Genomic DNA, 25,467 nt, shown 5'->3' with positions numbered 1-25,467 from the left:
TTGCCGGACGGTTTCTCTTGGCTGAGTACATCTACACGATGCGCAAGACGCGCAAGGCGCACGGCGACAAGGTCATCCTGGATGACGTGACGCTGAGCTTCCTGCCGGGTGCGAAGATCGGTGTGGTCGGCCCGAACGGTGCCGGTAAGTCCACCGTTCTGAAGATCATGGCGGGCCTTGAGCAGCCGTCCAACGGTGACGCGTTCCTGTCGCCCGGCTACTCCGTCGGCATCCTCATGCAGGAGCCGAAGCTCGACGAGTCCAAGACCGTCCTGGAGAACGTCGAGGACGGCGTCGCCGAGATCAAGGGCAAGCTCAACCGGTTCAACGCGATCGCCGAAGAGATGGCGACGAACTACACCGACGAGCTCATGGAGGAGATGGGCAAGCTCCAGGACGACCTGGACCACGCCAACGCGTGGGACCTCGACGCCCAGCTGGAGCAGGCCATGGACGCCCTGGGCTGCCCGCCCGGCGACTGGCCGGTGAACAACCTCTCCGGTGGCGAGAAGCGCCGCGTGGCGCTCTGCAAGCTGCTCCTGGAGGCCCCCGACCTGCTGCTCCTCGACGAGCCCACCAACCACCTCGACGCCGAGTCGGTGAACTGGCTGGAGCAGCACCTCGCCCAGTACAAGGGCACCGTCGTGGCCATCACCCACGACCGGTACTTCCTCGACAACGTCGCCGAGTGGATCCTGGAGCTCGACCGCGGTCGCGCCCACCCCTACGAGGGCAACTACTCGACCTACCTGACGAAGAAGTCCGAGCGCCTCAAGGTCGAGGGCCAGAAGGACGCCAAGCGCGCCAAGCGCCTCAGGGAAGAGCTCGAGTGGGTGCGGTCGAACGCCAAGGGGCGTCAGGCCAAGTCCAAGGCCCGTCTCGCCCGTTACGAGGAGATGGCGGCCGAGGCCGACAAGATGCGGAAGCTGGACTTCGAGGAGATCCAGATCCCGCCGGGCCCGCGTCTGGGCTCCATCGTCGTCGAGGTCGAGAACCTGTCGAAGGCCTTCGGCGACAAGGTCCTCATCGACGACCTGTCCTTCACCCTGCCGCGCAACGGCATCGTCGGCGTCATCGGCCCGAACGGCGCCGGCAAGACCACGCTCTTCAAGATGCTCCAGGGTCTGGAGACCCCGGACTCCGGCTCCGTCAAGGTCGGCGAGACCGTCAAGATCTCGTACGTCGACCAGAGCCGCGCCAACATCGACCCGAAGAAGACGCTGTGGGCCGTCGTCTCCGACGAGCTCGACTACATCAACGTCGGCCACGTCGAGATGCCCTCCCGCGCCTACGTCTCCGCGTTCGGCTTCAAGGGCCCGGACCAGCAGAAGCCAGCCGGCGTGCTCTCCGGCGGTGAGCGCAACCGTCTGAACCTCGCGCTCACCCTCAAGCAGGGCGGCAACCTGCTGCTCCTCGACGAGCCGACCAACGACCTCGACGTCGAGACGCTGTCCTCCCTGGAGAACGCGCTCCTGGAGTTCCCCGGTGCGGCCGTGGTCATCTCCCACGACCGCTGGTTCCTGGACCGGGTGGCCACCCACATCCTCGCGTACGAGGGCGACTCGAAGTGGTTCTGGTTCGAGGGCAACTTCGAGTCGTACGAGAAGAACAAGATCGAGCGCCTCGGTCCGGACGCGGCCCGTCCGCACCGCGCCACCTACAAGAAGCTGACCCGAGGCTGATCACTTCATGGCTCGGCACATCTACAGCTGTCCCCTGCGCTGGTCGGACATGGACGCCTTCGGGCACGTCAACAACGTCGTCTTCCTGCGGTACCTGGAAGAGGCGCGGATCGACTTCATGTTCCGGCTGGCGCCGGGGGACGGCTCCCCCTCGTTCTCCGGCGGGTCCGTCGTGGCCCGGCACGAGATCGACTACGTGCGGCCGCTGGTCCACCGGCACGAGCCGGTGACCATCGAGTCGTGGGTCACGAAGATAGGCGCGGCGTCGCTGACGATCGCGTACGAGATCAAGGACCCGGACGTCACGTACGTACGGGCCTCGACGGTCGTCGTGCCCTTCGACCTGGAGGCGCAGCGGCCCCGGCGGATCTCCGCCGAGGAGCGCGAGTTCCTCCAGGAGTACGTGGACGACGGGATGTCGTCCGCCGCATGACCGTGCTCGCTCCGCTGCACTTCGCCGACGCCAGGGAGGCGGCGGCCCTCGCCGCCTTCCTCACCCGGCTCGTCCACTACGACCGGGCCGCCGCCGTCCGCCTCCAGGCGGGCGGCGGGGCGCTGGCGGTCTTCGGGCGGCCGCCCTCGTTCGAGGTGCTCGCGATCCGCACCGCCCGGCTCGTCGACGCGGTGGACCTCGACGTCACCGTCTCCGCCGGTGAACTCCTCGACGGCATCGAGGAGTCGGCCGGCAAGGCGGTCGTCCCGGACTCCGTGACCGGCCCGCCGTGGACCGGGGTCCTCCCGCCGCGCGGCGGCTGGGAGCCGGTCCCCGGGCTGCCCGGCGTCACGGAGCTGCGGGGGGCGGTCGCCGCCGCCGTCGCCGAGTTCCGCGCGCGGGACGAGGAGCTGCCCGAGGAGCGGCGCACCCGGGCCGAGCGCGACGCCCTCGGCCGCGAGATCTGGTCCCGGACCCTCGGCGCCACCGGGCTGCCGCTGCGCGCCGTGCACGCCGCGCAGTCCCTCGGCTTCCTGCCCCCGGGGGAGGCGCCGACGGCCCTGTTCGCCTCCGGGCCGTGGCTGCGGCTGCGTACCCCGTACGGCTCGATCGCGCTGCGTACCGTGCCGCCGATCTCGCTGGGCGTCGCCCCCCGATGACCGGCGTCCGGGCCGACGGGCCCCTCGACGGGGACGAGCTCGACACCCTCTTCCACGCCGCCGGGCCCGTGGACCTGACCGCCGTCTGAGCCCTGGGCGGTGTCTTCGAACGCTCACCGCCGGCGGATCGTGGTGTCGTGATGCGTCGCCGCGAACTGCCGGATGCCGAGCGGGGATTCGTCCGGCCGCCGCTGCCCGGGTCGTTGCGGGGGACGAAGGAGGCCTTCAGTGCCTCGCTCGACGGCCCGCGGGAGCCCGGGGAGCCGATCGTGGGGCTTTTCGCGGACTCCGGGACCGGACGGTCTTCCGGAGGAGCTGACCGGGGTCCGTGCGACGGCGGTGAGCCCGGTCGGCTTCCTTCTCACCGCTTCGGGCCGGTCAGGGACGTTCGTCGTGCTGGAGGACGCCGCCCACGGAGAAACAGAGGGCACCGGTGAGGGTGCCCCAGTTGGCGATGTCGGCGTTGACCAGGCTGCCGGTGGCGGGGCGCGTGTAGGCGGCGAGCGCCGAGACCATGAAGAGGACGGAGCCCAGCTGGTTCACGGCGACGATCCACCAGCCGAGGTCGCGCTGCCGGACGCACGGCCGGCCGTGGCAGATCTCGACGAACGCGAGGTGTCCGGAGATCAGGAAGAGCGCGCAGCCGATCACGTCGGGTGCCCAGATCAGCCGGTTGACCTGCTGGACGGTCAGGCCTTGGAGGAAGGAGTCGAGCAGGTCGACGGCGAACACCAGGGTGCCGGCGAACAGGACGAAGGCGCTCAGCCAGTCGACCCGCATCGGTTCATAGCTCCACCAACGCCACCGTCGGGAGACCAGGACGCCTTCCCCTCCGGGCACGTGACGCGGGGCGTTGACGACCTGGAGCAGGGACACGTAGCCGCCGGTGTTGAAGAACAGGCCGCCGGCGAAGTAGATCGAGGCGCAGGTGGTGGCGTCGCCGGAGCCGAACTGGGCCACGGCGGCGCCGGCCGCGAAGAGCGCCCCGCCGATGACGAAGGCGGTGGCGGCCGCGGCGTTGAGCCCGCGCAGCCGGGCGAGGGCGGTGTCGTCGGCGTCGGCGCGACGGGCTCCGGCCGCGCCGGGCGGACGGACGGTGATGAGGCCTCGGCGCCGGGCGGGCCGGGATTCCCAGACAGCCGTGCCGCCGCCGGGCGGCTGCCAGGTGAGGCGGGTCGTGAACGGTCCCGCGCCTTCGACGCGCTGTTCGGGCTGTTCCACGGGCCGAGACTAGACGTCCCGCCGGTCGCCGGCCGGGCGCAACGCCGTCGGCGGGGCGGGCCGAGCCCCGGTCCGACGTTCCGGGTGACCCCGCCACCTGCCACGACGCCCGCTGCCGACCGGCGGGAACGGCCGCAGCCGTTCCCGCCCGGCGTCACCCGGAGCACCCCGCCCCGTGCCCACATCCACGGCCTCGACACGGAGTGGTCCCGTGATCGGCCGGACCGGTCCTAGTGCGCGCTGTTCACCATCGAGGCCGCCGCGTACGTCAGGTACCGCCACAGCTCGCTCTCGTGTTCCGGAGCCAGGCCGAGCGAGTCGAGGGCGTCGCGCATGTGGCGCAGCCAGGCGTCGTGGGCGGCCCGGTCCACGGTGAACGGCGCGTGGCGCATCCGGAGGCGGGGGTGGCCGCGGTGGTCGCTGTAGGTGCGGGGGCCGCCCCAGTACTGCATCAGGAAGAGGGCGAGCCGCTCCTCGGCCGGTCCGAGGTCCTCCTCGGGGTACATCGGGCGCAGCAGCGGGTCGGCCGCGACCCCCTCGTAGAAGCGGCGGACCAGGCGGCGGAACGTCTCCTCGCCCCCGACCTGCTCGTAGAAGGTCTGCTCCTGCGTCGTTTCCCCGGGAATCTCGTTCACCGTTCCATCGTCTCAGATGCCCGGCCGAGGACCGGAGGCTTAGGACCGTTCCCCCGGGACGTGACGACCGCCCGTACGGCCGCTCGCCCCGGGCCCCCGGGGGCGGGAGAGTGGACCCATGGACGAGTTCGCCCGGGCCGGCGCGCGGGAGCGGCGCGCGCTCGTGCGGGAGATCGAGGCGGACGGGCTGCTGACCGACCCTGCCTGGCGGGCGGCCTTCGCCGAGGTGCCGCGCCACCTCTTCGTCCCGTACTACTACGTCTCCTCGCCCGGCGGGTACGAGCGGCTCTGGGCCGGCGACCCCGAGCCGGAGCGCCGGGACCGCTGGCTGCGCGGGGCGTACGCCGACACCGCGATCGCCACCCGGGTACGGGACGGGGAGCTGGTCTCCTCCGCCAGCCAGCCCTCCCTGATGGCCCTGATGCTCGGCGCCCTGGACGTACGCGACGGGGACGACGTCCTGGAGATCGGCGCCGGGAGCGGCTACCACGCGGCCCTGCTCTGCCACCGCCTCGGCGAGGAGCACGTCACCACCGTCGACCTCGACGAGGAGATCGCCGAGTCCGCCCGGTCCCACCTCGCCGCCGTCGGGTACCGGCCCGCCGTGCTCGCCGCCGACGGCGCCCGCGGCTGTCCCGAGCACGCCCCGTACGACCGGATCGTGGCGACCTGCGCGGTGCCCTCCGTCCCGTACCCCTGGCTCGCCCAGTGCCGGCCCGGCGCGCTCGTCCTCGCGCCGCTCTCCACCGGGCTGATCCTGCTGCGGGTGCGCGACGCCGCGCACGCGGAGGGACGGTTCCTCGCGACCTCCGCGTACTTCGTGGCGCTCCGGGGCGTCGCCGCCGGGGCGCCGGAGCACGACAACCCGCGCCCCGGCCCGGCCGGGGACGAGCGCTTCCTCTTCCTGTGGGGTCTGGTCGGCGGGACCCTCGACCGGCGCGAAGCGCTCTCGCTCTGGCTGCGCGAGCGGCGGCCGGGGCGGGAGCGCTTCGGGGTGACGGTCAGCGGCGACCGGCAGTGGGCCTGGCTGGACGACCCCGGAGGGCCGTACGCCTGGCCCCTGCCGGGGGCCGCGTCCTGAGGGTCAGGCGAGCCGGATCGTGATCGTGGTCCAGGCGCCGACGTGCACCCGGTCGCCGTCCTGGAGCTGGACGGGGACGTAGGGCTGGATCGGCTCCTCGCCGCCGTTGACCGTGGTGCCGTTGGTGGAGTTCTGGTCCACCACCGCCCACGAGCCGTCCGGCTGCTGCACCAGCACGGCGTGCTGGTGCGAGACGCCCGGGTCCTCCGGCGGCACCGACAGGTCGATGTCGGGGGACTCGCCGGTCGAGTGCCGGCGGCGGCCGATGGAGACCTGGTTGCCCCGGAGCGGCAGGTGCTTGTCCGGCGAGTACGCGGGCAGGTTCAGGCCCGTCGCCTCCGGGCCGCTGCGCTGCATCATCGCCATGAAGTACTCACGGTCGGGGCCGATGACCGCGGTCCAGCTCAGGGGCTGCTGCGGCTGCCTCGGCGGCTGGAACTGCTGCGGAGGCTGCTGCCCCTGGTGCTGCTGTCCCTGGTGCTGCTGGGGAGGCTGCTGTCCCTGGTGTTGCTGTCCCTGGTGCTGCTGGGGAGGCTGCTGTCCCTGGTGCTGGGACGGGGGCCCCTGGTGCGGGGGCGCCTGCTGCGGAGGCCGCGGGGCCTGGTGCTGCGGCGCCTGGTGCTGCGACGGCGGCGACAGGACCCAGTCGTCGTCCGCGCGGGGCTGCGGCGGCGCGGGCGGGGCCGGAGCCTGGGCGGGCGCCTGGAGGTACGCGGGCGGGGCGGGCGGCTGCTGCTGCGCCGACGGGCGCTGCGGCGGGGCCTGGTGGTGCGTGGGCTCGGCGCCCAGCGGCTCGGCCGGCCGGTTCACCTGCGAGGGCCGCGAGCCCTGGTAGCCGAACGGGTCCGGCTGCTGCGGGGGCTGCTGCCGCGGCGGCGCGGGCGGCGAGGACTGGAAGCCCGGCGGCAGGTTCAGGCCGGGCGGCGGCCCGGGCTGCTGCGGCGGGGCGTTGTGGGGCGCGTGGTGCGGGGGCGGCGGCGTGTACGAGGTCGCCGTGTTCGTGAGGAAGTTCCAGCGGCACTCCTCGCAGAACGGCGCCATGTGCTCGCGCGGCGTGCGGCACTGCGGGCACAGCTCCGCCTGGGCCGTCGCGTTCGGGTCGCCGCCGGGGCCGAAGCCGCCGGGGGCCGGGGGCGGAGGCGTGCCGGGACCGCCGTGGCCTCCCGGACCGAAGCCGCCGGGAGCGCCCGGCGGCGGGCCGGGCGGGGCCTGACCGGGACCGGCCGGGCCGGGGTATCCGTAGGCGGGGGGCGGCGGCGGGGGAGGCGGCGGTACGGCACCCGTCGGCGCACCCGCCCCGGCCATGCGATGGCCGCAGACCTCGCACCAGTCGTCGGAGACCGACTGGTGTCCGTTCGGGCAGGTCGGCATGTCGGTGCTTCCCCCTCTCGTCGTCCAGCCCGCTGGCCGGGCTACCTCTTGACGCGAACGGTCTTGGTGGAACGGGTCTCGAGTGTCATCTCGTCCGCTTCCGCGACCTTCGCCTTCAAACGCACAGTACCGGTCGCCGCGTCGACCACGTCGACCACCTTCGAAAGCAGTTTCGCAGTGTCCGCGTTGCCGGAGGCCGCCGCGAGCTGCACGGCACGACCCAGCTTGGCCGTCGCACCGTCCCGATCGCCCGATTTGCGGGCATCCAGACCCTGCTGGATGACGTCCGCGAGCTCGGCCTGACCCGTGTAGTGCGCGACCTGCGGGTTGATCGACGTCGACATCGCGAGGTCGTCCGTCCACACCGCCCGTACCAGTCCTTGAGACAGCGGGCGCGGATCGCCGCCCGCCGGGTCCGGGGCGATCAGGGAGACCCGGGCGGCGAGCATCTCCTGGCCGACCGCCGCCTGCGGCACCCGCACGCTCACGTGGTAGTCGCGGGACTCGTCGCCCCACGAGCCCGTCGGGTAGTCCCCGGCGCGCGGCCCGGCCTCGGTGCGCCGCCCGGTCAGGTCCTCGACCGACGGCGCCACCTGCTTCACGAACACGATCTCGACCCCCACCGGGGTCCACAGGCGCAGCGCGACGTCCGCCACGCCCTTGCCCATCGCGTGCTCCATCATCGCCGTGAAGTCGGAGGCGAGCCCGGCCGGGTCGGCGACGATGTCGGCCGTGCCGAGGAGCGCCGAGGCGATCCCGGTGACCTCCTTGACCTCCCAGTCCGTGCCGACCCCGCGCGCGTCGCAGGTGAACCGGCCCGCGCAGGCGTCGAGCGCGGCCCGCAGCTCCTCCGGCGACTCGTGCTCGTTGCGGCCGTCGGTGAGCAGGATGCCGTGCCGGATGGTGAGCTCGGCGGAGGAGAGCAGCCGGTCGGCGAGGCGCAGCCAGGTGCCGATCGCCGTGCCGCCGCCCGCGGAGAGCCGGCGCAGCGCCTCCTTCGCCTCGGCGCGGGTCCGGGCGTCGGCGACCGCGAGGCCGCCGTTCCCCGGGTAGACCTCCTTCGCGACGTGCGTCCCGGCGACGACGGCGAAGTGCGTGCCGTCGCGCAGGGTGTCGACGGCGGCGGCGGTGGCCTCCCGCGCGCCGCGCATCTTGGTCGCGGGGTAGTCCATCGAGCCGGAGCAGTCGACCATGATCACGACACCGGCCGCGGCCGTGCCGCCGCCGTTCGCGAAGCCTCCGGTGGTGCCGCCCCCGGTCGAGGCGACCGTGACGATCGCGTTGACGTCCCGGCCGCCCTCGGGCAGGAATTCGTTCTGGTAGACGTCCACGGAGAACCGGGGCACGGTCGGCTTGGAGAAGTTCGCCATCTGTTTTCGGCTCCTACGGGACAGACGCAACAACGGTGAGGGGGACGGGGATCGGCGACCGCTCTCAGGCGGATCCTGCCCCTTGCGGCGCGGCGGTGAACGGGACGAGCGCGACCGTGATGTTGTCGTGGCCCCCGCCGTCCAGGGCGTGGCCGACGAGGACCTGCGCGGCGCCCAGCGGGCGGTCCGCGGCGTCCGCCGGGACGACCCGGGCCATGTCCTCCGCGGCCTCCGCGTAGTTCCACAGTCCGTCCGTGCAGACCACCACCACGCCGGAACGGTCCGGCTTGAACGCGGCGGTGTGCGGGTCCAGTTCGTACGAGTCGGCGCCGAGCCAGCCGGTGATCGCGTGGGCGCGCTCGTCCGCGTACGCCTCGGCCTCGTTCATCAGGCCCGCCGCGACCATCTGCGCGGCCCACGAGTCGTCCTCGGTGAGCCGGGCGGGCGGGGCGCTGCGGTCGTCCGGCACCCAGTAGACCCGGCTGTCGCCGACCCAGCCCACGACGAGCAGGCCGGAGGCGACGACGGAGCCCACGATGGTGCAGGCTGGGGCGTTGCGGCGGCGGTGCGGGTCCTGCTCCGCGCCGTCCTGACCGGTCTCCTCCGCCAGGGAGTTGACGGCCTCGGCGGCGGCGACGATCGCCTCGTGCATCGCCTGCTGCGGGTGCGTGCCCCGGGGCAGGGCGGCGAGCAGCGAGGCACCGGCCGCCTCGGCGGCGGCGGCGGAGGCCTCATCGGGGCGGGTGGCCGAGGAGACGCCGTCGCAGACGATCGCGAGGGTGGCGGGGGAGCCGTCGGGCAGGGTGGTCGACGAGACGGCGAACGCGTCCTCGTTGCGGTGGTGGCGCAGCCCGCGGTCACTGACGGCGGCGACGCCGGCGAGCTCCCGCTCCATGTGGTCGCGCTCGCGCGGCTGGGCGTGCCCGCAGTTCTCGCAGTACCCGTCGGCGTCCACCCGCCCGGCCCGGCAGGCCACGCAGATCGCGGCGGCGGGGGCGGCCCCGGGCGCGGGCGCGGGTGCGGGCACGGCCTCGGCGGCCGGGCCCGTGTCGACCCGCACGGCGGCCCGGGGATCGGGCGCGGCCAGTTCGAAGTCCCCACCGGGCGCGGCGGAGCCCCCGCCGGGCGCGGCGGGCGCGGGCTCGGGCGGCGTGGGGCCGTCCGTGCGGACCTCCGTCGTCGGGAGGTCGCGGCCGCCGGAGTCGGTGCCCGGCAGGTCGTTCGGGTGCTGGGTCATGGTCGAGAGCGAACCGGGTTCGCGGGGCGGGGCGTCCGGCCAGGTCACGGGGGTGCCGATCGCCACGGTCGGGCGGTCGGCACCGGCCTCGGCGGACGGCACCGCCGACAGGTCGTAGCCGCACGCCCCGCAGAACCGGTCACCCGACTCCAGCGGCTCCGCGCAGCCCGGGCAGGCGGCGAGTCCGTGCGACGGCTTCGGCTTCTGGGACATCCTCACACCCACGTCCTGGGGCGGAAGCGGTTGGCCCGCTCCACCAGTTCGATCCTCTCCTCGCCCCGCTGGGCGAGCCGGGCCAGCACCCGGTACGAGCGTTCGAGGCCGAAGCGCAGTCCGCGCTCGTCCAGTTCACTTCCGAGCAGCAGCGCGCCGCCGTCCGGTGCCGCACCGGGACTCCCGGAGAGTACCCAGTCGAGGGCCGTCCCGAGGACCTCCGTCGACAACCGCTCCCGGCGCACCGCGTCCAGACCGAAGCCCTGGAGCGCGGAGACCTGCGCCGCGGCCGCCGTGAGATCGGCGCCGAGCGGCTCGTGCGCCGGGCGCCGTCGCAGCCGCGCCCGCACGGCCGCGACCCGCGCCGCCGTGTAGTGGATCGACGCTTCCGGTACGGATTCCAGGGCCTGTACGGCTCCGGTGCGGTCGCCGGCCGCGAGCCGCACCCGGGCGAGTCCGAAGGCCGCGCTGACGAAGCTGGGGTCCGTGGCCCACACCAGGCGGTAGTACTCGGCGGCGTTGTCCAGCTGCCCGAGGACCTCGGCGCAGATCCCGAGGGCCAGCTTCGGCGCCGGCTCGCCCGGGAAGGCGTCGTAGACGGCGTCGAAGGCCAGCGCCGCGTGCTCGTGGTCGCCGGTCACCAGGGAGGCGACGCCCCGGTACCAGACGACCCGCCAGTCGTCCGGGTCCCGCTCCTCCAGGCCCGCGAGGGTCCGCGCGGCGGCGGGCAGGTCGCCCAGCTCCAACTGGGCCCGCAGGGTGCGCAGTCGCAGCTCGACGGAGGGGCCGGGCGCGCCCTGGAGCGCCCCGAGCAGCTCGGCCGGGGCGGCGGCCGCGAGACCGGCGAGGAAACCGGCGTTGGGGTCGCCCGTGTCGACGCGCGGCACGGGCAGCGCGAACGCGGTGGCGGGCGCGTCGAGCGGCGCGAGCAGCCCTCCGAGCCCGGGACCGGCGAACGCGTGCGTCCCGGTGCCCGGTGCCCGCCCCGGAGCGCCCCCGGGCACGGCGCCCGGCGCCTGTCCCGGAACCGCACCGGCCGGCAGCGCTCCCGCACCGGCACCGGCCGGCAGCGCCCCCGCCGCGGTCGTTCCGCGCCGCTTGCGGCCCCGGCGGGCGCCCAGCAGCGACACGTCCTCCGTCAGTTCGGCGAACAGCGTGGTGTCCGTGACCCGCACCTCCGTGCCGAACAGCGTCGAGAGCGCCGGCCGCGGCCGTCCCGACTGGAGCGCCACGACCTCGCGCAGCACGCCCGTCAGCTGCTCCGCCATCTCCTGCGCGGAGGCGAACCGGCGGGCCGGGTCCGGGTCGGTGGCGCGGACCAGGAAGCGGTAGTACGACTCGTACGTCCGGAAGACCTCGATGTGCTCCGGGTCGGGCAGCGAGTCCACGAAGACGTTCGTGTAGCCCTGGAAGTCGAAGGTCATCACGGCGAGCGTGCGCGCCACCGTGTACAGGTCGCTCGCCACCGACGGGCCGACCTCGGCCACCTCCGGGGCCTGGTAGCCGACCGTGCCGTAGATCGCGGACTCGTCGTCGTCCATCCGCCGGACCGCGCCCATGTCGATGAGCTTCAGCTGGTCCTCGGTCTGGATGGCGTTGTCGACCTTGAAGTCGCAGTACAGCAGGTTCCTGCTGTGCAGGTGGCCGAGCGCCTCCAGGGCCTCGATCCCGTACGCGCAGGCCTGCTCCACCGGCAGCGGATCGCGCCGGCCGTCGGGGGTGCGCCGGTCGTTGGCGATCTCCTTGAGCGACTTGCCGCCGACGTACTCCATGACGATGTAGCCGTCCAGGGAGCCGGTGCGCTGGTCGAGGTGCTCGACGAAGTTGTAGATGCGGACGATGTTGGAGTGCTCGATCTCGGCGAGGAAGCGGCGCTCGGAGATCGCCGCGGCCATGGCGTCCTGGTCGCCGGTGTCGAGGAGGCCCTTGAGGACCACCCACCGGTCGGAGACGGCCCGGTCGACGGCGAGGTAGATCCAGCCGAGCCCGCCGTGCGCGAGGCAGCCCGCGACCTCGTACTGGCCGTGGACGATGTCACCGGCGCGCAGCTTCGGCACGAAGGAGTACGGGTGGCCGCACTTGGTGCAGAAGCCCTCCGTGCGACCCGGCCGGTCGCCCCGCGCGCGGCCCACCGGGGCCCCGCAGTCCGAACGGGAGCAGAAACGCTTCCGCTCGGGGACCTCGGCGTTCTCCATCACCGCCGCCCGCGGGTCCGGACGCGGCACCTCGGGGATCGTCACCAGGCCCGCGCCCAGCCGGTTCCGGGCGGACTGACCGCTCGACGAGCCCGAGCTGCGCACCGACACCGAGCGGCCCGTGGAGGTGCCGGAGGCCCCGGAGAGCGAGCGCGAGAGCCGTCCGGAGACCGACCGGCGCGAGGTCGAGGACCGGGAGGAGGCGCGCGAGGAGGCCCGCGAACCGCTCCGCGAGGAGCCGGAGTCCGGCCCGCCGACACCGCCCGCCCCCTTGCCGGGCACGGCCATCCCGGTCGGCGTCGATCCGATCAGCCCCCCCGGCGCGACGACCGGGGCGAGCCCGCAGGTGTCGCAGTACAGCTCGCCGCCGCCCATGTCCTCGTACGAGCCCTCGCACGAAGGGCGCTGACAGCTCCCCACGCCCGTCTCCCCGCTCACCACTGTCGCCCTCCCGCGTCTCCCGGCCCGGACAGCACGTCCGCCGCCGCCTGCTGGTAGCGCAGCACCGCCTGCTCCGCGACCCGCAGGTCGCAGGGCGCGCTCCACAGCATCCGGCGCGCCGCGTCGTACCGCTCGACGAGCAGCGGGTCCTCCGCCGCGCCGAGCCGCGCCACCTTCGCCCTGTACGCGTCGAGCCGGCCGCGCAGCTCGGCCCGGACCGCCAGCGGTGCCGTGACCGCCGTCAACTGCTCGCGGGCCCGCAGCAGTTCGTCCTCCGCCTCCCGCTCCAGGGAGTCCAGGAGCGGGGAGAGCCGGTGCCACTGGGCGTGCCGACGGTACTCGGAGGCGACCGCGAGCCGCTCCTGGAGCACGATCGGCGGCCCGCTGACGGCCGGCACCTCGGAGGCGGCGATCTTCGCGAGGACCTCGCCGCGCGCCGACCGCGCCTCGGCCAGCGTCCGGTCCGCCCGCGAGAGCACGTCCCGCAGCCGGAGCAGCCGGTCCTCGGAGTCCTGCCGGACCGCGAGGACCGCCTCGATCTCGCGCCGGACGTCCTCCAGGGCCAGGGCGGCCCGGTCGTACCGCTCGGTGTCGGGACGGCCGCCGCCCGGCGCCGAACTCCCCGCCGCCGGGCGCCAGAACGCCAGCGGGTCGGTCACGACCTGGGAGCGCAGCGCGGACAGCTCGGCCGTGATCGCCTCCAGCTCGTCCCCCGCCGGGTGCTCCCCGGGCCGCACGCCGACCGAGTGCGCCAGCGAACGCGTCCGGCCCAGCTCGGCGGCGAGCAGGTCTATCCGCGCGGGCAGCGCCGACCAGACGGCGTCGGCGGTGACGACCAGGTCGAGCGAGGAGGCGTACAGCTCGTTCATCCGCCGGACCAGCCCCTCCAGGCTGAACCGCTCGGTGAGCAGGGCGCCCCCGGCGGCCCCGCCCGGGACGAGCACGGTGTCGCCGCGCAGCCGGTCGGTCAGCTCCACGAGCTCCTCCCGGCCGGGCCAGCGGCGCCGCGCGCGCACCTCACGGGCGTCCCGCAGGGCGCCGGTGTACACGTCGAAGCAGGTCCAGAGCAGGGTGATGGTCCGCTCGGCGGCCGCCCACCGGTCCCGGGTCGTCCCGGTCAGCTCGGCCCCCTCGAGCAGCCTGCGGCCCGCGTGGTCCTGGAGCGCGAGGAGCGAGTCCTCGATCGCCTTGTGCTCGGCGCCGAGCCGCGCCAGCGCACGGTCCACCTCGTCCCGGTCCATCACCGGCCCGGGGGGTCCCGTGACGCCCATCGGTCACCTCTTCCGCTTCGTGTACGGGGTTGCTCGTCGGGGCGCGGACAAGGCCGCTACTTGTACAACGGAGCGGGTGGCCCCGGTATCCCGGGGAGGTCCTTCTCCAGCCACTCCTTGTACGCGGCCTGCCAGGGGCCCTGCCGGTAGCCCACCAGGACCTGGTTGACCCGGCGCACCAGGTCGTCGTTGCCCAGCTTGGCCGCCACCCCGTAGTACTCCTTCGTGAACGGCCGGCCCTTGAGCTCGACCGCCGGGTCCTGCGCGGCCTGGCCGGCCGCGAGGGCGTTGTCGGTGACGACGGCGTCGACCTCGCCCATCTGGAGCCGGGCCAGGCAGTCCAGCTGGTTGGGGACGGTCAGCAGGTCCTTGTCGTCCTTGGTGCCGTCGGCCTCGTCCTCGAAGACCGCGCCGAAGGAGTTCTCCGCCAGGGCGTCGTAGGCCGTGGAGCCCTCGGCGGTGCAGATCCGCTTGCCGCGCAGCGAGGAGTCGTAACCGGTGATGCCCTTGTCGAGCTTGGGCGCCAGGACCTGCTGGCCGGCCTGGAAGTAGGCGGTGGAGAAGGCGACCTGCTCGATCCGCTTGCAGTTGATCGTCATGGTGCGCACGACGAGGTCGACCTTGCCGCTGTTCAGTGCGGCGATCCGCTGGTTGGTGGGGATCGCGCGGAAGATGATCGCCTCCGGGTCGCCGAGGAGGTCCTTGGCGACGGCCCGGGCCAGGTCGATGTCGAAGCCCTCCAGGACGCCCTTCTCCGGGTTCCGGTAGCCCCAGCGGTAGCTGGACTGGTCGACGCCGACGATCAGCTTCCCGCGGTCCTTGATCGCCCGGACCGACGGGCCGTCCGCCGACGAGGGCGTGAGGGAGGCCTCGGGGTGCTCGCAGGTGTCGGCCTTGATCTGGACGCCGGTGCCCACGCCGGGGCCGGGCGTCCGGGGTGCGGCCGCCGCACCGTTCCCGTCGTGCGCGAGGGGCAGCAGGGTCAGTGAGGCGGTGAGCCCGCAGGCCAGGGCCATGGTGGCCACCCCGCCCCAGCCCCGCAGCCGCCTGGCGGCCCGCGACACCAGCGGGACCGTGCCACCCGTCGTCCGCGACACCAGCGGGTCCGTGCCGTTCGCCGTCCGCCGCACCAGCGGGTCCGTGCCGTTCGGCATCCCGCCCCCTCTCACCGGTACTCCGACAGTCTGCGGTTGATGCCGAGCACGGCGCCCGCCGCACCCAGGATCCCGAGGGCCGCCGCCCCCAGCGGCAGCGCGGTCAGCGCGTCCCTGGCGGCCCCGGCGGAGCGGGTGAACTCGGACTGCTCGTGCGCGAGGGCCCGCTCCAGGGCCGCGTCGACCTGGTCGAAGGACCGGCCGGTGGAGTCCTCGGCGCCGACGACCCGGACGAGGGCGCCCTCGTAGTCGCCGGCCTCGTCCTTCGCGCGGGCGTCCTTGTGGCGCTCGCGCCAGTCGGCCGCGCGTGCGGCGGAGTCGTCCACCGGGGCGCGCCCGGCGTCGTCGTCGGCGAGCTCGCGCGCCGCGGCGAGCGCCGTCGTCAGGGCGCCCATGCTCGCCGTGTAGTCCGCCTCGTACTTGTCGTTCTTGCCGTCCTCGGTGAGGACCGCGCCCCGGGCGACCAGGGTCAGGTTCTCGTTGGCGCGGGCGGTGAGCGAGCTGATCCGGGCGGTGTTGAGGACCTGGAGGGACTCCTGCCCGTGCGCCCGCGCGCCGTTCAGCTCGGCACGCGTCACGGTGTGCGCGGCGACGAGCCACAGCAGGACGACCGCGGTGGCGGCGGTGGCGGCGAGCAGCCCGTGGTTGAAGACCCGGTGGGTGCGGGCGTAGTTGCGGCGCTGGGCCCAGAGGAGGGCGCCGAGCGCCAGCAGGCCGAGCGCGAGCGACAGGAACGGCCAGGCGCGGGCCGAGTCGTCGTCCCCGTGCAGCCGCGCCGTCTCCGCCGCGTACAGCCGCTCGGCGGCCGGAAGGAGCGCGCTGGTCATCTGCTGGTTGGCGTACCGCAGATAGGCGCCGCCGAGCGGCAGTCCCTGCCGGTTGGCGGCCCGGGCGCGCTCGACGAGGCCCGTGTAGCGGGGGAGCTGCTCGTTGAGGGTGGCGATCTCGCGGGCCGACGCGGACGAACCGTCCGTGTTCGCCGCGGCCTTGACGAGCAGCCGGGAAGCGGTGGTGATGTCCCGGGCGTAGCGCGCGCGGGACTGCGCGGGCTCCAGGGTGCCCGCCAGGAATCCGCTCGCGGCGGTGGTGTCGGCGTCGGCGAGGGAGCGGTAGAGGGCGGCCGCGTCGGCGCTCAGCGGCTGGCTGCGGCTGACGACGTCGTCGGCGGCGGAGGCCCGGCCGGTGACCTCCAGGGCGGTGACGGCCCCGAACGCGACGACGAGCAGCGCCAGTACGGCTCCGAGGATCTGGAGGCGACCGGGCTCGGTGGTCGCGGCCTCCCGCAGCCGCTCCCGTCCCACGGCCCAGGCGCCGCGTCCCGCGGGCGGGCCGGCGACGGGCGCGGGCGACGGCTGCGCGGGCAGGCCGGCGGGGCGCGCGGGCGCCTGGGCCGTGCCCCGCGCCGCCGAGGCGGCGGGCGCGTTCGGCGGGTGTGTCACTTGACCTCCCCCTCGGTCGCTGACGTCGGTCCCTCCGGCCGGCCGGTGAGTCCGGTTCCGGTGGTGGACCACCCGGCCAGCAGTATGGCCGCAGGGGGCCGTCCGCACACCGGGATTGACTGGATCTTGTGCCTACCGTGCCCCATGCCCCCCACGCATCAGCGGGCGAACCCCTCACTTCGAACACGTCACCCGGCCCGGATCGGTTCCGTATCGGCCATCGCTCGAACAGGTGAACATGCGTGCGGGGCGCCCCGCCGCATCCGACGGAACGCCCCGCACCCACCCCCTCAGCCCTCGTACCGCTCCCGCAGCCGGGCCTTCGCCTCCGGGCCCGCCGCCTCCTCGTCCAGGGCGAGGAGGCCCGCGCCGAGGACCGGCGGCGCGGTCACGAAGCCGATCACCGCCTTCGGCGCCCGCGCCGCGAGGAGTTCGCGGATCCGTTCCTCCAGCTGCGGGTGGCGCGCGGCGAGCACGCTGCCGCCCAGCACCACCGGGGCCTCCTCGCGGTGGAGACCGAGCCGGCGCAGCGCGACCGCCGCCATGGCGACGACCTCCTCGGCCTGCCGGTGCACGATCGACAGCGCCACCGGATCGCCCCCGGCCGCGACCGCGAACAGCACCGGTGCCAGCTCGTGCCGCCGCGCCATCGGGATCCCGCCCAGGTGCAGCGCCTCGATCAGCGCGTACATCGACTCCAGGCCGAAGTGCGCGGGCAGCGCGTCGGCGAGGACGGTGGACAGCCCCCGCCCGTCCTCGGCGCGCGCCGCGGACCACAGGGCCTCGTCGGCCAGTCCGCCGCCCCCGCCCCAGTCCCCGGAGATCTTCCCGATCGCGGGGAAGCGCGCGGTCCGCCCGTCCGGGGTCATCCCGACGCAGTTGATCCCGGCCCCGCACACCACGGCCACGCCCCGCGGCTCGTCGAGCCCGGCCCGCAGGATGGCGAAGGTGTCGTTGTGGACCCGGACGGAGCGGCTCAGGCCCCGGCCGAGCAGCTCCTCCCGGAGCGCGGCCTCCTCGACGGGCAGGTCGGCATTGGCGAGACAGGCCGTGACGTGCGCGAACTCCGCGGGGACCCCCGCCTCGGCGCAGGCCCTCCCGACGATCTCCACGAGTCCGTCGACCGCCGCTCCCACCCCCACCACGGGGGGCTGGAACCCGCCGCCGCGCGCCGCCCCCAGGACGGTCCCGTCCCGGGAGACCACCGCGACGTCGGTCTTGCTGTTCCCCGCGTCGACCGCGAGGAGGGCCCCGTTCAGGTTCACGCCCACGCGAGGTGCTCCCGGTTGTGCGCGATCAGCCGGTCGGTGAGCCCGTCGGCGTACGCGTACTGCCCCACCAGGGGGTGGGCGAGCAGCGCCTTGAAGACCCGGTCCCGGCCGCCGCGCAGCGCCGCCTCCAGGGCCAGGTCCTCGTAGGCCGTGACGTTCGCGACGAGACCGGCGTAGAGCGGGTCGACGGGCGCGACCGGCAGCGGCGTGGCGCCGTGGGGGCCGACCGCCGCCTGCGTCTCGATCACGGCGTCGTCCGGCAGGAACGGCAGCGTGCCGTTGTTGTACGCGTTCACCACCTGGTACGGCGAGCCCCCGCCGCCCAGCAGGGAGGCCGCCAGGTCGACGGCCGCCTCCGAGTAGAAGGCGCCGCCGCGCCGGGCGAGCAGGGCCGGCTTCTCGTCGAGCGCCGGGTCCCCGTACATCGCCAGGAGCTCCCGCTCCATCGCCGCGACCTCGGCGGCCCGCGAGGGCTTCGTGCCGAGCTCCCGCACCACCTCGTCGTGCGCGTAGAAGTACCGCAGGTAGTACGAGGGGACGACGCCGAGCCGGTCCAGGACCGCCCGCGGCAGGCGGAGGTCCCCGGCGATCGCGTCGCCGTGCGCGGCGAGCAGCCGGGGCAGCACGTCCTCGCCCTCGGGGCCCCCGAGCCGTACCGCCCGCTCCCAGGTCAGGTGGTTGAGCCCGACGTGGTCGAGGTGGACCTCGGACGGGGTCACGCCGAGGAGCCCCGCGAACTTCCGCTGGAAGCCGATGGCCACGTTGCACAGGCCGACGGCCTTGTGCCCGGCCTGCAGCAGCGCGCGCGTGACGATGCCGACGGGGTTGGTGAAGTCGATGATCCAGGCGTCGGGATTGGCCCGGCGGATCCGCTCGGCGATGTCGAGCACCACCGGCACCGTCCGCAGCGCCTTCGCCAGACCACCGGCACCCGTCGTCTCCTGGCCGACGCAGCCGCACTCCAGCGGCCAGGTCTCGTCCTGCTCGCGGGCGGCCTGGCCGCCGACCCGCAGCTGGAGCAGGACGGCGTCGGCGCCCTCGACCCCGGCGTCGAGGTCGCTCGTGGTGACGACCTCGCCGTCGTGGTCCAGCTTGGCGAAGATCCGCCGGGCCAGGCCGCCGACGAGCTCCAGGCGTTCGGCGGCGGGGTCGACGAGGACGAGTTCGGTGAGGGGCAGGGTGTCGCGCAGGCGCGCGAATCCGTCGATCAGTTCGGGGGTGTAGGTGGAACCGCCCCCCACGACAGCGAGCTTCATCTCGTATCAGCCCTTCACTCCGGTCAGGGTGACTCCCTCGACGAACGCCTTCTGCGCGAAGAAGAACACGAGGATCACGGGGGCCATGACCAGGACGGTCGCGGCCATGGTCAGATTCCAGTCGGTGTGGTGCGCGCCCTTGAAGGACTCCAGGCCGTAACTGAGCGTCCAGGCGGCCGCGTTCTCGGAGGCGTAGATCTGCGGCCCGAAGTAGTCGTTCCAGCAGTAGAAGAACTGGAAGAGGGCGACGGCGGCGATGCCGGGCCTCGCCATCGGGAGCACGACCCGCACCAGGGTGCGCAGTTCGCCGCAGCCGTCGATCCGGGCGGCCTCGACGTACTCGTTCGGGATGGTCAGCAGGAACTGGCGCAGCAGGAAGACGGCGAAGGCGTCGCCGAACGCCATCGGGACGATCAGCGGCCACAGCGTGCCGGAGAGGTCCATCTGCTTCGCCCAGAACAGGTACATGGGGATGATCACGACCTGCGGCGGCAGCATCATCGTGGCGATGACGAGCAGCAGCGACAGGTGCCGGCCCCGGAAGCGGAACTTCGCGAGCGCGTACGCCACGGGGATCGAGGACACCACGACGAGCACGGTGCCGAGTCCCGCGTACAGCAGGGAGTTCCTCCACCAGATCAGGAAGCCGTCCGTCTCGAAGACCCGGACGTAGTTGTCCCAGTGCCAGGAGTTCGGCGTCAGGTCCCGGGTGAGCGCCTGCTCGTCGCCCATCAGGGAGGTCAGGAAGACGAAGACGAACGGGAGGACGAAGAACAGGGCGGCGGCGATGCCGAGCGCGTGCACGGCGATCCAGTGCAGCAGCGCCCTGCGGCGGGCCCGTTTCCCGGCGGGGCTCGCCGCGCTCCGGACGGGGGAGGGGGCGGTGGCGGTTGCGGTCGTCATGGTTCAGTCACCCGAGCCGATCAGGCCGCCGCGCCGCCGCATCAGCAGCGCGGTGAAGGCCATGGAGAAGGCGAAGAGCACGAGCGCCACCACGCAGGCCGCGCCGTAGTTGAACTGGCTGAAGCCGAGGCTGTAGATCAGCTGCGGGAGGGTCAGCGTGGAGTCGTCCGGGTAGCCGGGCTGGAAGGGGGCGCCGGAGCCGCCCATCACCCCCGAGGCGACCTTGGCGGCCACGATCGGCTGGGTGTAGTACTGCATCGCGCCGATGACCCCGGTCACGACCGCGAAGAGCACGATCGGCGAGATGTTCGGCAGCGTGACGTACCGGAACCGCTGCCAGGGGGACGCGCCGTCCAGTTCCGCGGCCTCGTACTGCTCCTTCGGCACGTCGAGCAGGGCGGCCATGAAGATGACCATGAGGTCGCCGACGCCCCACACGGCGAGGACCGTGAGGGCCGGTTTGGCCCAGTCCGCGTCGTTGAACCAGGAGGGGGCGGGGACGCCGACCGCCTCCAGGAACGAGTTGACCGGTCCGGTGCCGGGGTTGAGCAGGAAGACGAAGGCGAGCGTGGCGGCCACCGGCGGCGCCAGGTACGGCAGGTAGAAGAGGGTGCGGTAGATCCCGGCGCCCTGCTTGATCTTGGTGATCAGCATGCCGACGCCGAGGCCGAAGACGACCCGGCAGGTCACCATGACGACCGCCAGCCAGAGGGTGTTCTGCATCGCCGGCCAGAACTTCGGCAGGTCGGAGAAGACGTACGCCCAGTTCTCCGTGCCGCGCCAGGTCGGCGGGTTGAGGCCGTCGTAGCGCATGAACGAGAAGTACACCGTGGAGATCAGCGGATAGGCGAAGAAGAAGCCGAATCCGATCAGCCAGGGCGACATGAACAGTGCGGCGCGCAGCGCGTTGCGCCGCCGCTTCGCGCGGAGCGTGTAGGTGGTCATGGCGGGTTACTTCGCGGCGGCGATGTCGCGGTCGATCTGGGCGGCGGCGTCCGCGAGGCCCTTCTTGAGGTCCGTGATCTTCCCGCTCTCGTACTTGTGGGCGAGGGCGGAGAGGGTCTCCTGGTAGGCGGGGCCGTTCACGGCGCCGTCCGGGGTGGTGGACTCCGGGTGCCGGGCGATGTCCAGGAAGACCTTGAAGCGGTCGTCGAACTTCAGGTCCGGGGACTTCAGGGCCTCGAAGGTGGAGGGCACGTTCCCGATGGCGTTCGCGAAGCCCACCACGGCGTCGGTGTCCGTGGTCATGTACTTGACCAGCTCCCAGGCCGCGTTCTGCTTCTTGCTCTGCGGCGCGATGCCCATGATCGTGCCGGAGAGGTAGCCCTTGCCGTACTCGGCGATCTCGTCGTCCGCGACCGGCAGCGGGGCGACGCCGACGTCGAACTTCACCCCGGCCTGCTCGATGAAGTTCAGCCGCCACTCGCCGTCGAGCTGCATGGCGACCTGACCGGTCTGGAACGGGTGCTTGGTGCCCCACTCGTCGCCGAAGGTGGTGCGGTACCTGTCGAGCTTCTCGAAGCCGCCGAGGGAGTCCACCAGGGACTTCTGGTACGTCATCATCTCGGCGAAGGCCGGGTCCTTGGCGACGTTCGACTTGCCGTTCTCGTCGAAGTACGCGTGGTCCCACTGCGACATGTAGTGCTCGACGACCGTCTCGTAGCCGAGGTAGGTCGGCATGAAGCCGAGCTGCTCGTAGGAGTCGCCCTTGGGCTTGGTGAGCTTCTCGGCGACCTGGGCGAACTGGGACCAGGTCTTCGGCGGGGCCTCGGGGTCGAGGCCGGCCTTCCTGAAGGCGTCCTTGTTGTAGTAGAGGCCGTACGCGTCGGAGAGCAGCGGCATCGCGCACCGCCTGCCCTCGAACTGGGTGTACTCCTGGAGGACCTTCGGGAAGGTCTTGTCCAGGTCCAGCTTCGACTTCGCTATGAAGGGCGCGAGGTCGGCGAGCGCGCCCGAGGAGCAGAACTTGCCGACGTTGGAGGTGGTGAACGAGGACACGACGTCCGGCCCGTTCGAGCCGCCCGCGCGCAGCGCCTGGCCGAGCTTCTCGTCGTTGATGTCGCCGACGACCTTCACCTTGATGTTCGGGTGGGCCTTCTCGAAGCGGGCGACGTCGTCCTCGATCGCCTTGACCTCGGAGGGCGCCGACCAGCCGTGCCAGAACGTGATCGTCGTCCGCGCGTTCGGGTCGTCGGTGGCCGCGTTGTTCGCGGAGCCGGTACAGGCGGAGGCGAAGAGGGCGATCGAGGCGGTGGCGGCGAGCGCGGCGGCGGCTCTGCGCGGACGTACGGGCATGGCGGGTCTCCCTGCGGGACGGGTGTCGGGCTTGGCGGAGAAGCGGGGACGGTCAGCGCGAGGTGTCGAAGACCTCGTCGCGCGTGGTGGCGAGGGCGCTTTCGAGGGCGCCGCGCAGCACGGGGCTCCGGCGCACGGCGGAGAGGACGAGCCGCGGCCGGGAAGGGGCGAGGTCGGCGAGTTCGGACTGCACGCGCGCGCGGAGGGGTTCTCCGCCGGTGACGAGGGCGTCTCCGGAGAGCACGATCAGTTCGGGGTCGAGGACGGCGACGAGGGAGGCGAGTCCGGTGGCGAGGCGTTCGGCGTAGCGGTCGAGCAGCTCCGCGTACCGGGGATCGTCCTCGTGGGTCTCGGCGGCCCGGGACAGCAGCCCGGTCACCACCGGTACGTAGGGGTGGTCGGGCGTCTCGATCCCGGCGGCGCGGGCGAGCCGGGGCACGGCCTGGATGCCCGCGAGCTCCTGGAAGCCGCCGGAGTTGGCCTTGGTGACCTGTCGGACGAGCGGGGTGCCGGGCACGGGCAGGAAGCCGAGCTCGCCGGCGCCCCCGGTGAAGCCGCGGTGCAGCCGTCCGCCGAGGACGAGGGCGGCGCCGAGCCCGCCCTCGTTCCACAGCAGGGCGAAGTCGGTGTGGCCCCGGGCGGCGCCGAGGCGCTGCTCGGCGACGGCGACGAGGTTGACGTCGTTCTCGTACTCGAACGGCATGGGGAGGGCGGCGGCCAGCTCCTCCAGGAGGGTGGGGGAGTGCCAGCCGGGCAGGTGGGAGGCGTACCGCAGGCGCCCGGTGGCGGGGTCGAAGGCGCCCGGGGTGCCGATGACCAGGCGCCGCACGTCCTCGAGGGCGACGCCGGCCTCCGCGACGGCCCCGGCGAGGGCGTCGGTGACCTGGCGGACGACGCCGGAGGCGGAGCGGCCGGGGGTGCGGAGCTCGTACGCGCCGACGATCTCGCCCGTGATGTCGGCGACGGCGGCGTGGACGCGGTGCTGGTCGACGTCGAGCCCGGCGGCGTACGCGGCCCGTGCGTTGACCGCGTAGAGCTGGGCGTTCGGCCCGGGCCGGCCCTCGGTGGTGCCGGTGGCGACGACGAGTCCGGCCGCTTCGAGGCGGCCGAGCAGCTGGGACGCGGTCGGTTTGGACAGGCCGGTGAGCTTGCCGATCCGGGTCCGCGAGAGGGGGCCGTGCTCCAGGAGCAGGTCCAGGGCGGCGCGGTCGTTCATGGCCCGCAGGACGCGGGGCGTGCCGGGGGTTCCCGGGGTCGTAGCGGCCATGGGACTCGCACCTGCCCTCGTACGGTGAAGCACACTGTTAGGAAAGTTTCCTGTCTGGTTGGGAGGAAGGTAAGGCGGCCGTCACCGAGCCGTCAATACCGGGGACGCGACACACCCCCGAAGGCGGCCGAAGCGTTGCCTGCGGGGGCGTGCGGGGCCGGAGCGGCCCGGGACTACTTGGCGAGGTCCTTCGGCAGCGGGGTCGCCGCCGTCGACTGCGGCGAGGTCGTCGAGGCGAACACCGACGGGGCCGCCATCCCGGCCGTCGGATCGGCCGCCGGCTCCTCGGTCTGCGGCGGGATCCCGCCCACGAGCCGGATGCCGGCCTCGTCCAGACCCCGCTTGATGCGCCAGCGCAGCTCACGCTCCACACCCAGCTTCTTGCCCGGCATCGTCTTCACCGAGACCCGGACCGTCATCGAGTCGAGCAGCACCTCGTTCAGGCCGAGCACCTCCACCGGACCCCACAGGCGCTCGTTCCAGGGCTCCTCCTTCGCCATGGCGTCGCCCGCCTCGGCGATCACGGCGCGCACCTTCTCCAGGTCCTCCGTCGGCCGGACGGTCACGTCCACGCCGGCCGTCGCCCAGCCCTGGCTGAGGTTCCCTATCCGCTTGATCTCGCCGTTGCGCACGTACCAGATCTCGCCGTCCACCCCCCGCAGCTTCGTCACCCGCAGGCCCACCTCCACGACCTCGCCGGAGGCCACGCCCGCGTCGATCGAGTCCCCGACGCCGTACTGGTCCTCCAGGATCATGAAGACGCCGGACAGGAAGTCCGTCACCAGGTTCCGCGCGCCGAAACCGATCGCCACACCGGCCACACCCGCCGAGGCGAGCAGCGGTGCCAGGTCGATCTTGAAGGCGCCGAGGACCATCAGCGCGGCCGTGCCCAGGATCAGGAAGGACGCCACCGAGCGGAGCACCGATCCGATCGCCTCCGAGCGCTGCCGCCGCCGCTCGGTGTTGACGAGGAGGCCGCCGAGCGTCGTCCCCTCCACCGCCTGCGCCGAGCGGTTCATCCGCTCGATCAGCTTCGTCAGGGCCCGCCGGACGGCCATCCGGAGCAGCAGCGCGACCACCAGGATCAGCAGGATGCGCAGGCCGGTGTTCAGCCAGGTGGACCAGTTCTCCTCCACCCAGCTGGCCGCGTTCGTGGCCCTCTCCGCGGCCTCGTCCAGGGTCACCGGCATCGGTTCGGGTTCGGTGGCAGCCGCCAGGGCGGACCAGGACACGGGACAACCTCCAGGCATCGCGTACGCAGGCCATCCACAGTAACGGGGCACCGGGCGTGGTCCCGTAGCCCTGTTCGAGGGAGAGACCGACCTCACCTGGGCACATACCAGGGAGAGATGCCGATGTGGTCGAGAACACCCCGGGGCCACCACCCCGATCGCGCCACGTGGTGGCGCAGCGACCTGGCATGAGGAGAGACTGAGAGCAGTTCGTCCCGGCGCGAGCCACGCGCCGCCGGCGTCATAGGAGGCATCCGTGCCGCACGTCCTGGTCCTCAACGCGTCGTACGAGCCGCTCGGCGTCGTACCGCTCCGCCGCGCACTCGTCCTCGTACTGGAGAACAAGGCCCTCTGTCTCGAGGAGTCCGGCGCCTTCCTGCACAGCGAGTCCCAAGTCCTCCCCGCTCCCAGTGTGGTGCGACTGAAGCGTTTCGTGCGGGTCCCCTACCGGGGGCCCGTTCCCTTGACCCGCAGGGCGCTCTTCGCGCGCGACGGCGGGCGCTGCGCGTACTGCGGGGCCGTCGCCACCAGCGTCGACCACGTCATCCCGCGCAGCCGGGGGGGCACGCACGCCTGGGAGAACGTGGTGGCGGCCTGCCGCCGCTGCAACCACGTCAAGGCCGACCGGCACCTGCGCGAGCTGGGCTGGCGGCTGCGGCACCAACCCGCCCCGCCGACCGGCCTGGCCTGGCGGATCATCGGGACCGGCCACCGGGACCCCCGCTGGCTGCCGTACCTGGAGCCGTACGGCGCCGTGGACGTGATGGCCCGGATCGACTCCGTCGCGGACGCCCCCGTGAGGGCGCTGACGACGGGTTGAGCCGGGCCCTTCGCGTACGCG

General features: G+C 73.3%; 21 protein-coding genes. 5 read left to right on the top strand and 16 right to left on the bottom strand.

From position 1 onward, the window contains the following. Window positions 1–17 precede the first annotated feature (17 nt). From ettA to IE180_RS11500, 3 genes are read left to right on the top strand one after another with little or no spacing between them, the layout of a single operon-like run. Window positions 18–1,682 (top strand): energy-dependent translational throttle protein EttA, encoded by a 1,665-nt coding sequence (ettA, locus tag IE180_RS11510; RefSeq protein ID WP_190156711.1) that lies wholly within the window; start codon window positions 18–20, stop codon window positions 1,680–1,682. A 7-nt stretch (window positions 1,683–1,689) separates the two neighbouring features. After that, window positions 1,690–2,115, top strand: coding sequence for an acyl-CoA thioesterase (locus tag IE180_RS11505; RefSeq protein WP_123452396.1), 426 nt, complete (start codon window positions 1,690–1,692; stop codon window positions 2,113–2,115). Beyond that, window positions 2,112–2,774, top strand: a complete 663-nt coding sequence (locus tag IE180_RS11500) for a DUF8010 domain-containing protein (RefSeq protein ID WP_190156710.1) — start codon at window positions 2,112–2,114, stop codon at window positions 2,772–2,774. Before IE180_RS11505 ends, IE180_RS11500 begins: the two co-directional genes overlap by 4 nt. Before the next feature lie 378 nt (window positions 2,775–3,152). Here the strand turns inward: IE180_RS11500 and IE180_RS11495 are convergent, their stop codons facing one another. Both IE180_RS11495 and IE180_RS11490 read right to left on the bottom strand, forming a co-directional pair. After that, a complete protein-coding gene (locus IE180_RS11495) occupies window positions 3,153–3,995 on the bottom strand; it encodes a hypothetical protein (RefSeq protein ID WP_190156709.1) in 843 nt (280 codons plus the stop codon). 230 nt (window positions 3,996–4,225) lie between these two features. After that, the gene (locus tag IE180_RS11490) at window positions 4,226–4,630 is read right to left on the bottom strand and encodes a globin (RefSeq protein ID WP_190156708.1); all 405 of its coding nucleotides are present in this window, start codon (window positions 4,628–4,630) and stop codon (window positions 4,226–4,228) included. 118 nt (window positions 4,631–4,748) lie between these two features. On the opposite strand from IE180_RS11490, the gene IE180_RS11485 reads away from it, so the two are divergent. Further along, window positions 4,749–5,711 (top strand): methyltransferase domain-containing protein, encoded by a 963-nt coding sequence (locus IE180_RS11485; protein ID WP_190156707.1) that lies wholly within the window; start codon window positions 4,749–4,751, stop codon window positions 5,709–5,711. A gap of 3 nt (window positions 5,712–5,714) precedes the next feature. Here the strand turns inward: IE180_RS11485 and IE180_RS11480 are convergent, their stop codons facing one another. The 14 genes from IE180_RS11480 to IE180_RS11415 form a co-directional block, all read right to left on the bottom strand. Then, entirely contained in the window at window positions 5,715–7,082 is a 1,368-nt protein-coding gene (locus IE180_RS11480; RefSeq protein ID WP_190156706.1) for an FHA domain-containing protein, read from the bottom strand. Between the two features lie 41 nt (window positions 7,083–7,123). After that, on the bottom strand, window positions 7,124–8,452 hold the full coding sequence (locus IE180_RS11475; RefSeq protein ID WP_190156705.1) for a vWA domain-containing protein: 1,329 nt from the start codon (window positions 8,450–8,452) through the stop codon (window positions 7,124–7,126). A 64-nt stretch (window positions 8,453–8,516) separates the two neighbouring features. Next, entirely contained in the window at window positions 8,517–9,902 is a 1,386-nt protein-coding gene (locus IE180_RS11470; RefSeq protein ID WP_190156704.1) for a PP2C family protein-serine/threonine phosphatase, read from the bottom strand. 2 nt (window positions 9,903–9,904) lie between these two features. Beyond that, window positions 9,905–12,472 (bottom strand): serine/threonine-protein kinase, encoded by a 2,568-nt coding sequence (locus tag IE180_RS11465; protein WP_190156863.1) that lies wholly within the window; start codon window positions 12,470–12,472, stop codon window positions 9,905–9,907. Between the two features lie 59 nt (window positions 12,473–12,531). After that, complete coding sequence (locus IE180_RS11460; RefSeq protein WP_190156703.1) at window positions 12,532–13,809, bottom strand: coiled-coil domain-containing protein; 1,278 nt, start codon at window positions 13,807–13,809, stop codon at window positions 12,532–12,534. Between the two features lie 56 nt (window positions 13,810–13,865). Then, a complete protein-coding gene (locus IE180_RS11455) occupies window positions 13,866–14,978 on the bottom strand; it encodes a glutamate ABC transporter substrate-binding protein (RefSeq protein WP_229860429.1) in 1,113 nt (370 codons plus the stop codon). Continuing rightward, window positions 14,975–16,402, bottom strand: a complete 1,428-nt coding sequence (locus IE180_RS11450; protein WP_190156702.1) for a GlnX family signal transduction membrane protein — start codon at window positions 16,400–16,402, stop codon at window positions 14,975–14,977. The genes IE180_RS11455 and IE180_RS11450 overlap by 4 nt, the downstream gene beginning before the upstream one ends. A gap of 290 nt (window positions 16,403–16,692) precedes the next feature. Continuing rightward, complete coding sequence (locus IE180_RS11445) at window positions 16,693–17,667, bottom strand: N-acetylglucosamine kinase (RefSeq protein WP_190156861.1); 975 nt, start codon at window positions 17,665–17,667, stop codon at window positions 16,693–16,695. After that, on the bottom strand, window positions 17,664–18,929 hold the full coding sequence (locus IE180_RS11440; protein ID WP_190156701.1) for a 6-phospho-beta-glucosidase: 1,266 nt from the start codon (window positions 18,927–18,929) through the stop codon (window positions 17,664–17,666). Before IE180_RS11440 ends, IE180_RS11445 begins: the two co-directional genes overlap by 4 nt. A gap of 6 nt (window positions 18,930–18,935) precedes the next feature. Further along, entirely contained in the window at window positions 18,936–19,832 is an 897-nt protein-coding gene (locus IE180_RS11435) for a carbohydrate ABC transporter permease (protein ID WP_190156700.1), read from the bottom strand. A 3-nt stretch (window positions 19,833–19,835) separates the two neighbouring features. Beyond that, window positions 19,836–20,777, bottom strand: a complete 942-nt coding sequence (locus IE180_RS11430) for a carbohydrate ABC transporter permease (protein ID WP_190156699.1) — start codon at window positions 20,775–20,777, stop codon at window positions 19,836–19,838. 6 nt (window positions 20,778–20,783) lie between these two features. Next, window positions 20,784–22,127: an ABC transporter substrate-binding protein gene (locus IE180_RS11425; RefSeq protein WP_190156698.1), complete on the bottom strand. Its 1,344-nt coding sequence runs from the start codon at window positions 22,125–22,127 to the stop codon at window positions 20,784–20,786. A gap of 52 nt (window positions 22,128–22,179) precedes the next feature. Beyond that, complete coding sequence (locus IE180_RS11420) at window positions 22,180–23,394, bottom strand: ROK family transcriptional regulator (protein WP_190156697.1); 1,215 nt, start codon at window positions 23,392–23,394, stop codon at window positions 22,180–22,182. 173 nt (window positions 23,395–23,567) lie between these two features. After that, the gene (locus IE180_RS11415; protein ID WP_373302728.1) at window positions 23,568–24,644 is read right to left on the bottom strand and encodes a mechanosensitive ion channel family protein; all 1,077 of its coding nucleotides are present in this window, start codon (window positions 24,642–24,644) and stop codon (window positions 23,568–23,570) included. Window positions 24,645–24,882: 238 nt separating this feature from the next. Here IE180_RS11415 and IE180_RS11410 point away from each other — a divergent pair, with 238 nt between their 5' ends. Further along, window positions 24,883–25,446, top strand: coding sequence for an HNH endonuclease (locus IE180_RS11410; protein ID WP_190156696.1), 564 nt, complete (start codon window positions 24,883–24,885; stop codon window positions 25,444–25,446). Window positions 25,447–25,467 lie beyond the last annotated feature (21 nt).

Source organism: Streptomyces litmocidini (assembly GCF_014649755.1).
Lineage (GTDB): Bacteria > Actinomycetota > Actinomycetes > Streptomycetales > Streptomycetaceae > Streptomyces > Streptomyces litmocidini.
The sequence above is the reverse complement of the archived record's forward strand: the minus strand, read 5'-3'. Positions and strand labels throughout refer to the sequence as shown.